Source organism: Kitasatospora sp. NPDC058478 (genome assembly GCF_042720345.1).
Classification (GTDB): domain Bacteria; phylum Actinomycetota; class Actinomycetes; order Streptomycetales; family Streptomycetaceae; genus Kitasatospora.
Genome location: NZ_JBHXML010000005.1, coordinates 160,410 through 169,926 on the forward strand (window position 1 = coordinate 160,410; position 9,517 = coordinate 169,926).

At 73.7% G+C, this 9,517-nt stretch carries 8 protein-coding genes; 2 read left to right on the forward strand and 6 right to left on the reverse strand.

Annotated elements, in window-relative coordinates:
- The first annotated feature begins 29 nt into the window (after positions 1–29).
- Positions 30–1,367, forward strand: a complete 1,338-nt coding sequence (locus tag ACFWPT_RS04575; RefSeq protein WP_380479536.1) for an MFS transporter — start codon at positions 30–32, stop codon at positions 1,365–1,367.
- 94 nt (positions 1,368–1,461) lie between these two features.
- On the opposite strand, the gene ACFWPT_RS04580 is transcribed toward ACFWPT_RS04575, so the two are convergent.
- From ACFWPT_RS04580 to ACFWPT_RS04600, 5 genes are all read right to left on the reverse strand, one after another.
- The gene (locus tag ACFWPT_RS04580; protein ID WP_380379857.1) at positions 1,462–3,099 is read right to left on the reverse strand and encodes a M4 family metallopeptidase; all 1,638 of its coding nucleotides are present in this window, start codon (positions 3,097–3,099) and stop codon (positions 1,462–1,464) included.
- A gap of 821 nt (positions 3,100–3,920) precedes the next feature.
- Positions 3,921–4,223, reverse strand: a complete 303-nt coding sequence (locus tag ACFWPT_RS04585; RefSeq protein WP_279634944.1) for a glutaredoxin domain-containing protein — start codon at positions 4,221–4,223, stop codon at positions 3,921–3,923.
- Positions 4,220–6,406 carry a serine/threonine-protein kinase gene (locus ACFWPT_RS04590; RefSeq protein WP_380479538.1) on the reverse strand — a complete coding sequence of 729 codons (2,187 nt, stop codon included), beginning with the start codon at positions 6,404–6,406 and terminating at the stop codon, positions 4,220–4,222. The genes ACFWPT_RS04585 and ACFWPT_RS04590 overlap by 4 nt, the downstream gene beginning before the upstream one ends.
- A 117-nt stretch (positions 6,407–6,523) precedes the next feature.
- Entirely contained in the window at positions 6,524–7,474 is a 951-nt protein-coding gene (locus ACFWPT_RS04595) for an alpha/beta fold hydrolase (protein WP_380479540.1), read from the reverse strand.
- A gap of 336 nt (positions 7,475–7,810) precedes the next feature.
- Complete coding sequence (locus ACFWPT_RS04600; RefSeq protein WP_380337019.1) at positions 7,811–8,569, reverse strand: dienelactone hydrolase family protein; 759 nt, start codon at positions 8,567–8,569, stop codon at positions 7,811–7,813.
- 39 nt (positions 8,570–8,608) lie between these two features.
- Here ACFWPT_RS04600 and ACFWPT_RS04605 point away from each other — a divergent pair, with 39 nt between their 5' ends.
- The gene (locus tag ACFWPT_RS04605) at positions 8,609–9,049 is read left to right on the forward strand and encodes a DUF6191 domain-containing protein (RefSeq protein ID WP_380479542.1); all 441 of its coding nucleotides are present in this window, start codon (positions 8,609–8,611) and stop codon (positions 9,047–9,049) included.
- Here ACFWPT_RS04605 and ACFWPT_RS04610 read toward each other — a convergent pair.
- Complete coding sequence (locus ACFWPT_RS04610) at positions 9,010–9,411, reverse strand: VOC family protein (protein ID WP_380479544.1); 402 nt, start codon at positions 9,409–9,411, stop codon at positions 9,010–9,012. The two genes, ACFWPT_RS04605 and ACFWPT_RS04610, sit on opposite strands and share 40 nt — an antisense overlap.
- Positions 9,412–9,517 lie beyond the last annotated feature (106 nt).

A 9,517-nucleotide genomic window follows, 5' to 3' on the forward strand; every position in this document is an offset into this window, starting at 1 on the left:
CCGCGCCGGCTCCGTGTGGGGGCGTACCGATGTCCGCGGTCGTGAAGTTCCGTACAGCAGCGCAACTGACCGGCGGCCGGGTGCTGCTGTGGTCGTTGCTCGGTCGGCTGCCGAACGCGATGAGCCCGATCGGCACCCTGCTGCTGGTGAGCCGGAACACCGACAGCGTGTGGCGCGGCTCCCTGGTCGCCGGTGCGCTGGCGGTCGGCCAGGCGGTCGGCGGTCCGCTGGTGGGTCGGCTGGCGGACCGCCGCGGGCAGCGGACGGCCGGGCTGGTCGCCGCGCTGGTCAACGCGACGGCACTGGTGGCGCTGGTGGCCGCCTCGCAACGCGGGTCGGCCCTCGGCTGGCAGCTCGCGCCTGCCGCCGTGGTCGGCCTGTCCGTCCCGCTGGTCGGCCCGCTGTCGCGCAGCCGGTGGGTCCGATTGGCCGCTGGTGAAACGGAGTTGACCTCCGTCATGCTGTCGCTGGACGGGATCGTCGACGAGGTCGGTTTCACCGCCGGGCCCGCACTGGTCGGGGTCCTCGCCACCGTCTCCTCCCCCGCCGTCGGCCTGCTCGTGGCGGCCGTGCTGTCCGGCGTCTGCGCGACCCTGTTCGCGCTGCACCCGACGGCCTCCCCCGGCATTCCGAAGTCCCCGGCCCGCTCCGCCGAGCGGCTGCTCACCGTGCCCTACGTCCTGCTGCTGGCCGGGATGGCGCTGCTGGGCGCGTGTTTCGGCTCGGTGCAGGTCGGGGTGACCGCCACCACGGAGGCCCTGGGCCGGCCGGGCGCCGCCGGACTGCTGTACGGCTTCATCGGGTTCACCAGTTCCCTGGCCGGGATCGCCGCCGCGGGCCTGCCCGCCCGGTGGGAGTTGGCGTCCCGGCTGCGGGCGGGCACGGTGCTGCTGTTCGCCGCCGCCTGCGTCCTGCTCGTCTCCGCCGGGAGCCTGTGGAGCCTGACCACCGCCGTGGGCCTCCTCGGGGTGGCGGTCGCACCGCAGATGATCACGATGTTCGGCCTGGTCGAGCGGACGGTGCCGGCCGTCCGGCTGGGCGAGGCGATGGCGGCGCTGGTCAGCGCGCTGATCCTGGCTCAGTCGGCCGGCACCTTCCTGGGCGGCTGGGCGACCACGCACTTCGCGGCCGCCGCGCCGTTCGCGATCACCGCGGCCGCGGCGGCGACCGCCCTGCTGCTCGCCGCGTGCACCGCGACCGAACAGCGCTACCGCCGCCATATTCCGACCGCTCCGACCGCTCCGACCGCTCCGACCGCTCCGACCGCTCCGACCGCTCCGACCGAAGGTCGATCTGACGGTCGGCCTGGCGGTTCCGGCGCCCAACCTCGCATCACCGCGCCCGTGCGCCGCGCCCCGCGCACATGACGGCGGGAGCGACGGTGGTCCGCACACCGTCGCCCCCGCCGTACGGCCCTGCCGGCCGGCACCCACGATTCGGCAGGGCCCACTCAGGCGGTTGTCAGTTGACGTTGACCGCCGTCCAGGTGGCCGCGACCGCGTTGTACTCGGCGCTGCCGTTGCCGTACAGGTCCGCCGCCGCGCTGAGGGTGCCCGCCCGGGCGCCCGCGTAGTCGGTGGTGGAGGTGAAGTAGACGGTCAGCGCGCGGTACCAGATCTGCGCGGCCTTGTCCCGGCCGATGCCCGCGAGCGAGGAGCCGTCGGCCGTCGGGCTGTTGTAGTCGAACCCGTTGATGCTCTTCGCGCCGCTGCCCTCCGACAGCAGGTAGAAGAAGTGGTTCGCCACGCCCGACGAGTAGTGCACGTCGAGGTTGCCCACGTCGGCGGACCAGGAGTCGGCGGACTGGCCGTCCTTGCTGGGCTGGTCCATGTAGCGCAGCGGGGTGCCGTTGCCGTTCAGGTTGATCAGCTCGCCGATCCAGTAGTTCGGCGGGTTGGAGGGCAGGTTGGCGTACCACTCGACCATCGTGCCCATGATGTCGGAGGTGGCCTCGTTGAGGCCGCCGGACTCACCCGCGTAGTTGAGGTTCGCCGTGGCGGCGGTGACACCGTGGCTCATCTCGTGGCCGGCCACGTCGATCTCGGTGAGCGGGGCGGCGTCGCCGTTGCCGTCGCCGTAGGACATGCAGAAGCAGCTGTCGTCCCAGAAGGCGTTGACGTAGTTGGAGCCGTAGTGGACGCGGCTCGCGGCGCCGACACCGTCGTTGCGGATGCCGTTGCGGCCGAAGGTGTTCTTGTAGAAGTCCCACGTGGTGGCCGCGCCGAACTGGGCGTCCACGGCGGCGGATTCGCGGTTACCGGCAGTGCCGTCGCCGAAGTTGTTGGAGGTGTTGGCGAACAGCGAGCCGTTGCCGGCGGTTCCGTTGCTCATGTCGGTGGTGGACTGGCCGCCGCGGCTGTCGTCCTTCAGCGAGTAGCTGGAGCCGCTCTGCGCGGTGGTGAGCGGCACCTGGCCGACGAAGACGCCCTTGCCGGTGCCGGCGGCGGTCTGGATCTTCTCGTGGGTGGACAGCACCTTGCCGGTGGCGGCGTCGGTGACGAGCACCTGGTTGCTCGGGGTGCCGTCGGCGCGCACGCCCTCGACGGTGGTCCGGTAGGCCAGGCGCGGGTTGCCGTCGGTCGCCCAGACGACCAGTTCGGCCTTGCCGGTCTGGTGCACGTCGGCCAGCGGGGACTCGTCGGCGTCGAGGGTGACCCCGACGGTGGCCTTGACCGCGCCGGTGGCCTGCGTGGCGGCCTGGTCGGCCGGGATCTGCGGGGTCAGGCTCGGCAGCGCGAGCTTGGCGGAGACCGCCTTGTCGACCGACTTGACCGAGCCGTTGGCCTTCTGGTGGACGACCAGGTCACCGCCGAGCACCGGCAGGCCGGCGTAGGTGCGCTCGAAGCGCAGGTGCCGGGTGCCGTCCTTGTCGACCACGGCGTCCTTGGCGACGAGCCGCTCCTTCTCGCCGAGGGCGAGGGCCTTGGCGAGCGGGCCGGACTGGCCGCCGGCCAGCGCGAGCACGGCCGCGTGCTGGTGGTCGGCCTGGGTCTGGAGGCCGGCGACGGGGCTGGCCTGGGCGGCGGTGCTCACCTGGATCACACCGGTCAGCAGGGCGGTGGCCGACAGTACGGCGACAGCTGCGAGCTTTCGCTTCACGTGCGAGTCCTTCCGGGAAACCGCGTGTGGACGCGGTCGCGCCGCGTTCCGGGGGCCGGGGTCGGCACCTGTGGGGCGGAATGGGCGCTGACGTGCTGAAACCCCGGGCGGTCGAGCGGCGAGCCACCAAGGGGTGGGGGTGGGGGCTACCGCCGGGGCTGTCCAAAAGCATGACAATCCAGCAGGTGAATTGACAGGTTTACTTCAGCGATTGGCCAGGTCCCGCCAGCTCGCCGGGGCTCTCAAGTGGTGGGCAAAACGGGGCAATTCACCGCGCCTTGCAGTGGGTTCCCACCCGAACCACGGCCGACCGCCTGCGCCGATGTCCGATCGACCGTCGAACGTCGATTCGGCGCGCGGAGCCGAGCGGGCCGGAATCGACTTTTACATCCCTGTAGAACTTCCCATACGGAATCTTGACATCCGCTTGGCGAGGTCCCGCCACCTGCCACCCTTGCCCGCCGCCGGGCCATCTGCTAGTGCCGCCGAACCTCGTGTTCGCCCGACTCCTCAGCGCAGTCGGTGAGTTGAGCGCGACACCCTGGGGCGCACCGGAGCCGACAAGGCCCCGTGTCCCACAACTTCCCCTCCTCCACCGACAACTGCGATGGCGCCCGGCTCCCGCGGCGCCCCGCTCGCCCGCCCCGACTCCCGGGCGACCTGCCCGTACGGACACCCGGGCCGGGTCGGCACACGCGCTCAACCGCCGCCGGCGCCGGGCCCGTCCGGTCGCAGAAGCGGCAGTGGCAGCGGCAGCGGCAGCGTCGGGGTCGGGGTCGAGGTCGGGAGGGCAAAGGGGTGCCGCTCCTCGCCCGGACCGGTCAGCGAGGCCTCCCCGGGAGCACGTCCGGCGCGTACTCCCGGACCGCCGCGAGCAGTTGGCGAATCGACGGGTTCACCATCGGTCGCCCGGCCACGGTGACGGTCGGCACGGTCTCGTTGCCGTCCGCGACCGAGCGGACGAAGGCGGCGGCGTCCGGGTCCTTCCAGATGTTCACCATGGTGAACCGCCGGCTGTAGCGCAGGCGCGTGAAGAGCAGCGCCAGGCGCAGGTTCATGCAGAACGTGCACAGCGGACGCCAGTAGAGGACCACGCCGTCGTCGGCTCCGTCGGTCGCTGTCACTGGAACCGCCATTCCTGGGCCGTGTTGCCGGGGGTGCAGGTCACCATGGTGACCGCGTTCCCCGGGCCGTTGTCGGTCATGCAGCTGTGGTTCTGGTAGTCGGCCAGCGTGTAGGAGCCCTGGGCGGACCCGCTGCGCACCGTCCAGTTGGTCAGGAAGCTGAAGCCTCCGCTCAGGGTGACCTTGCCGTCCATGGTCTGGACGAGCAGCGGCCCGCCGCTGTTGCAGGCGTTGAAACTGATCCAGGAGCCGGGGTTGGTCGCCCGCACCCAGCCGTACTGGGACGCGCCGCCGACCACGATCGGGTTGTCGCCGCTCAGTTCGTCGCGGGCCATCCCGATCGGGCGGCCGTCCTTCACGTTGACGATGGTGGTCCAGGAGGTGCCGCCGCACGACGGCGGCCGGGTGGAGGTCTGCGGGGCCGGCGGGTTGCCGCCGCCCGAGGGAGAACCGCCGCCGGACGGGGAGCCGCCCCCGGCGGGGGAGCCACCGGGCGCGTTCTGGGCCGGGGGCTGCGGGTTGGGATTGGGGTTGGCGGGCTGGTTTGCCGCGCCGCCCCCGCCCCCGCCGCCGGACTGGTTGGACTGACCGCCCGAAGCCCCGCCGGCGGAACCGCCCGAGACACCTCCCGCAGAACCGCCTGAGGCACCGCCCGAAGCCCCACCGCCACCAGCCGCGTTGCCGCCACCTGCCGCGCCCGCGCCGGTGCCCCGGCTCGCCGCGCCACCGTTGCCGCCCGGCGCGGGGGCCTGGACGGGCGCGCCCGGCTGGTTCTGGGTGCTCGGCTGCTGGTCGGCGGCCGGGGCCGCGACCGGAGTGTCGGAGGGTGTCGGCGTGGCGGGCGGCGTCGTGGCCGGGGCCGCCGGGGTGCCCGTGCCCGGGGTCACCGGGGCCGTCACGACGACGGTCGGCTGGGCGGCGGGCGGCTCGGCCGCGTCCGACCGGCCGGGGCCGCGGTCCACCAGCAGGACGGTCGCCGTGCCCATCGAGATGACCACGGGGACGATCACCGGCACCAGCAGTGCGCGACGTGACCGGCGCTTGCCCGGCTCGGTCACCGGCTGCGGCCCCACCTTCGCGACCTCGTCCGACACGGGGCCGTCACCCGACGCCGGGCGCTCGCCCGACGCGGGCTGGTCGGCGCCGTCCGCGACCGGCACCACGGCACCGGCCTTCGCCCCGCCGGCACCCCCGGGCGCTCCACCCCCGGCCTCTTCACCCGCAGCCGCTCCCCCGTCCGCCGCAGCTCTGAGGTCGACCGTCCCGGTGTCGGCCGGGGCTCCGGCCGCACCCGCCGCAGCGCCCGCGTCCTTCGCGCCGATCGCCGCCCGGGCCGCGGCCGCCATCTCGGCGGCGTCGGCGAACCGGTCCTCCGGCTTCTTCTCCAGCGCCTTCGCGACCAGCTCTCGAACCGCCGCCGGGAAGGCCCCCGGCAGCTCCGGCGCCGGCTGGCGGACGTGCTTGAGCGCGACCTCCAACACGCTCTCGCCGACGAACGGCGGCTTCCCGGTGAGCAGTTCGAAGCAGACCACGCCGATCGAGTAGAGGTCGGAGGCCGGCCCGGTGCCCGTCCCCTCGGCCTGCTCGGGGGCCATGTAGAGGGCGGTGCCGACGATCGCGTGCGAGGCGGTGATCTTGGTGCTGGCGATCGCCCGGGCGATGCCGAAGTCGGTGATGGTCACCCGGCCGTCCGTACGCACCATCAGGTTGGACGGCTTGAGGTCCCGGTGCACGATCTCCCGGCGGTGGGCGGCGTGCAGGCCGTCCAGCGCGGCGGCGACCAGACCGAGGACGCGCTCGGGAGGCATCGGGCCCTCCTCGGCGAGCACCCGGTCCAACGGCCGGCCGTCGACCAGTTCCATGACGATGTAGGCGCAGCGCTCCCCGGCGCCACCGCCTTCGCCGCCCTCGCTGCCCTCCCGGCCCTCGGCACCGCCGCCGCTCTCACCGTAGTCGTGGACGTCCACGACGGCCGGGTGGTCGATCGCGGCGACCAGTTGGGCCTCCCGGCGGAAGCGCTGGATGAAGGTGTCGTCCTCGAACAGCGCCGAGTGCAGGATCTTGACCGCCACCGGCCGCGCCAGCACCGTGTCGTCGGCCCGCCAGACCGTACCCATCCCCCCGCCGCCGATCCGCTCGACCAGCGTGTACCGCCCGCCGAGCACGGCGCCCGGACCCCTCATACTCCCGCCCCCATGTGTGTCATGACCCTCCCCAGCGGGCCGTTCGGCCCCCCAGTGTGCCAGAGGGGGTCGAACGGTCAGCAGGCACTGTCCGGCCAGGGGTTGAGGGCCCCGCCGTCAGCTGTCCCGGCCCTGCCGGGCGTGCTCGACCACCTCCAGGACGGCGGCGGCGACGGCCTGCGGGTGGTCGGCGTGGACGTGGTGGCCGGCGCCGCGCACGACGATGTGCGACCCCTTCGCGGCGCCGGCGACGACGTGTGACTGGAGGACGGTCCAGCGGGCGCGCATCGCCCCCGGCAGGCCGTCGGTCGCGCTCAGCACGGTCACCGGCACGTCGGGCAGCCGCGCGGCCGCGCGCCGCCGCCGGAGCTCGGAGACCGCGAGGACCGTCAGCCGGTTCTCGTCGAGGACGGTCAGCCGCTGGTGACGGTGTGCCTCGACGGCCGCCTCGGCCCTCGCGACAGCTCCCCCGGCACGGCGTGCGGCGGGCGTCAAGGCCGCCCGGAGTAGCCCCACCCGCAACAGGACGGCCTCGGCGGCGCGGACGGTCGGTGGCTGGAACTCCTCGTGCGCCGGGTCCACCAGGACGAGGCCTGCCACCAGTTCCGGGTGCCGCCAGGCGAGGAGTTGGGCCAGCTGGCCGCCCCAGCTGTGCCCGACCAGGACGGCCGGGCCGGCGCCGAGGTGCTCCACCAGGGCCGCCAGGTCCCCGGTCGGGGACTCCAGCGACGGGCCGGAGACGCGATCGGGGTCACTGGCACCGAGCCCGGCCCGGTCGTACGCCACGACCCGGCTGTGCGCGGCCAGTTCGGGCAACACGGGCGCCCAGGTCAGCGACGAGGTGCCGCAGCCCGCGAGCAGGACCACCGGCGGACCGCCGCGCCCCGCCTCCACCCAGCGCAATGCCCGCCCGCCACGGTCGAGTTCGCCCTGTCGGACCCCGCCGGGGACGCGCTCGGCCAGCGCCTGCCCGATGGCGTCCTGCACGTCCCGCATGGCCCGCGTGTCCCGCGTGTCCTGCGTGTCCCACGGTTCCTGCGCGTTCTGCCTGTTCTCTGTCTTCTGCACGTTCGGCTCCCCCCTGGATCCGTCCGCCCGGTCCCGGCCGGTGGTGCCGGGTGACGCGGGTTCGTTACTCACCACTGCCACGAGTCCCGGGCACCTCCCCGACGCACGGCGGCCCGGCCGACGGCCGGGCCCGGACTCACTGTCAGGCACCAGACCCTGACCGCCCGGCTCCACGCCGACCCGAACACCTCGCGTCCGTTGCGCGACTGGAGGACGAAGAGGAGGTGCTGTGGCGCAAGGCCGTCACCGGCCCGCGCCTGCACGGACCAGGCCGGGGCGGACCAGGCCGGGGCGGACCGGGCCACGCCGCGCCCGCCGCCCCGGCCCTCCGGTGGCTCAGGCCGACAGGGTCCGCTTGAACAGGTCGAGCACCGCCTCCCAGTGGCGCGCGTCGGCGACGGCGTCGTAGCGGGTGGTGTCGGCCTGGGTGTAGCCGTGCGCGGCGCCCGGGTAGACCTCCTCCCGGTGGCGGACACCGGCGGCGGTGAAGGCCTCGGCGAGCCGTTCGATCTGCTCGGCGGGCATGGACGGATCCTCGTCGGCGTGGCCGAAGTACACCTCGGCGGTGATCCGGGAGGCGCCCAGGTGCGGGCTGTCCGGCGCATCGGTGGCGAGGTTGCCGCCGTGGAACCCGGCGATGGCGGCGATCCGGTCGGGGTGGCTGGCGGCCGTCCACAGGGCGAGCAACGCACCGCGGCAGTAGCCGGTGAGGCCGACCGGGCCGTCCGAGACGAGCGGGGAGTCGGCGAGCCAACGCAGATAGGCGTCCGCGTCGCGGGCGGTCACCTCGGGGGTGAGGCTGAGGAGCAGCGGGCCGATCTGTTGGAAGATCGTCGGGTCCTTCTCCAGGTCGATCAGCGGCGGCAGTTCGACGACCGGCGCGCGGCCGTTCCGGTAGTAGGCGTTGGGGACCAGCACGGCGTACCCGGCCTGGGCGAGCCGGTCGGCCATGTCCTTCAGCTGGGGTCGGAGCCCGAAGGCGTCCATGTAGAGGATGACTCCGGGGTGGGCCCGCCCGTCGTCGGGATGGGCGAGGTAGGCGTCGGCGGTGCCGTCCGCCGTCGGGATGTCCACGGTGGTTCCGCGCACGGTCATGGTGAGGGGTCTCCTTCGGTTCGCGCGGCAGGTTAGCGGGTGGACGCCGCCACCGACGCGGCGCCCGCGGGGAACGCGGGTGCGACCGCCCGGCGTTGGGCGTACATGGGTGTGATCGTAGATGTGGCGTGCGTGGCGGCGGCGGCGATCGGGCTGATGCTCCTGATCGCGTGGCAGATCCGGGGCGAGTCGTCGGGGCGTTGGCGGCGGGGCGGCGGGAGCACCGGGGTGGGCCTGGGCGGCGGGTTGGAGGAGTTGCAGGCGCTGTTCAGTCCGGGCAAGCGGGTGCAGGTCGAACAGCGGCGGGAACAGCTGACGCTGCGGGACGACGCCCAGGTCGGAGCGCCACCGCACTTCGGCGTGGACCTGGACCGGGGCGTGGCGGTGCTGCACGGCAAGGGCGGGACGGGCGGTGAGACCGGACGGGGTCGGACAGGCGCTCAGGCCCCCCAGGCACGGGAGCAGAGCACCAGCCGGTAGCCGTCCGGGTCGGATATCGTCACGCCGAACTCCTCCCAGTAGGGGTTGTGGGCCCGGACCGGGGTGCCGCCGGCGGCCTCCAGCCGGGCGACCAGGGCGTCGTCCACCGGCGCACCGAGGTAGACGACGAACAGGTCGTCGACCGTCGGGGTGGGCTCCAGCGGGTTCTCCGGGTCGTGGGTGAGTTCGAAGTGCCAGGCTCCGCCGGGCGGACCGACCATCAGCAGGTCGTGCTCGCCGGACACCCGCTCGGTGGTGCGCCACAGCACGTCGAGGCCGAGGCCGCCGACGTAGAAACGCTCGGCCGCCGCGAGGTCGCGCGAGGGCCGGGCGATACGGACCCGCGTCGTCGAATCGATCATGGCCGCGACCCTAGCCGATACCACTGACACTGATAGTTCTAACCGGGTCCCTGGTGGTCGTGGCTCTGCCACTGACTGACGCCCTGCTGGGCTGTCCTCCGGTTGT

Excerpts from the sequence above, each read along its gene's own strand:
- ACFWPT_RS04575 (WP_380479536.1), top strand. The coding sequence starts at position 30 with ATGTCCGCGGTCGTGAAGTTCCGTACAGCAGCGCAACTGACCGGCGGC.
- ACFWPT_RS04590 (WP_380479538.1), bottom strand. The coding sequence starts at position 6,406 with ATGAGGGGTCCGGGCGCCGTGCTCGGCGGGCGGTACACGCTGGTCGAG.
- ACFWPT_RS04600 (WP_380337019.1), bottom strand. The coding sequence starts at position 8,569 with ATGACCGTGCGCGGAACCACCGTGGACATCCCGACGGCGGACGGCACC.
- ACFWPT_RS04610 (WP_380479544.1), bottom strand. The coding sequence starts at position 9,411 with ATGATCGATTCGACGACGCGGGTCCGTATCGCCCGGCCCTCGCGCGAC.